The 821-nt window shown below is 42.4% G+C and carries 1 protein-coding gene and 1 pseudogene; both read right to left on the reverse strand.

The genetic code is table 11. The annotated features are described in order from the left end of the window. Positions 1 to 533 (reverse strand): hypothetical protein (locus A3766_RS01690; protein WP_156508610.1); only part of this gene is annotated, 533 nt, incomplete at its 3' end. Positions 534 to 556: 23 nt separating this feature from the next. Then, positions 557 to 821, reverse strand: a pseudogene (locus A3766_RS30110) (hypothetical protein); the annotation flags it as partial.

Here is an 821-nt window from a genome sequence, read left to right on the forward strand (position 1 = left end):
TCAAAATAACCACTTAAAATATCGTACCGATGCGAGCCCGAAATATAGTATCCCGAATGTAAAAAATCGGCTCCGCACTGAGCAAAGTCGATATCTATATAATCGCCAGCTCCGTGAACGCGGCTGCCATTTCCATCTTGTAAAGAAGTAACGCTGTAGAATTCTACTAAGTACGATCCACCTCTATCACAAAGATCGCTTAAATCTGATGAACCGTTCGGATAGCTAGCCGTTGTTACCGAATTGCCAAGTTCTAGATCAACGTTCTCAAGCTTGTATCTCAGTTCGTTTAACCAGTACTCGTTTAGTTGATATACCTCTGAAATTACAGATTCAACATTCTGGTCATTAATTTCTCCTGTAGCGATTTTTGGAAAGTTGACCTTAGGCAGGTCGCTTTTGTTAATTTCTCCTCCTTCGTTTACGGGGTTTATTGGTTGCCCTGAATCGCCATCGCTTCCTGATCCGCAACCGGTCAAAATTGCTAGTATAGATGCGCCAAGTAGGTTTTTAGTTGTCATTAGGTTTGTCATGATCGTTGTATCCTTAAGTGTTGTTAGTGTTCGTTATTCAGTACTTTTTCTAGTTCGTCGTAAGCTTTCTTTGCTTCTTCTTTAGTCCACTTAGCTTCAGCGTCTCTAAAGCTCGATTTGATGAAGAGCTTCTTGTTCTTCTTGGCCAACTCTTCATCAATCCCCACCAGCACGTACTTCACCCCATTTGGGTCAGTAACCGAGGCATAAACACGGCTTCCCGATAGCGGCATCTTTAATTCACTTTGCCCTATTTCCTGTACATGTTTTTCTGCCCGCTCACTCAGA

It is taken from the genome of Oleiphilus sp. HI0132 (genome assembly GCF_001635845.1).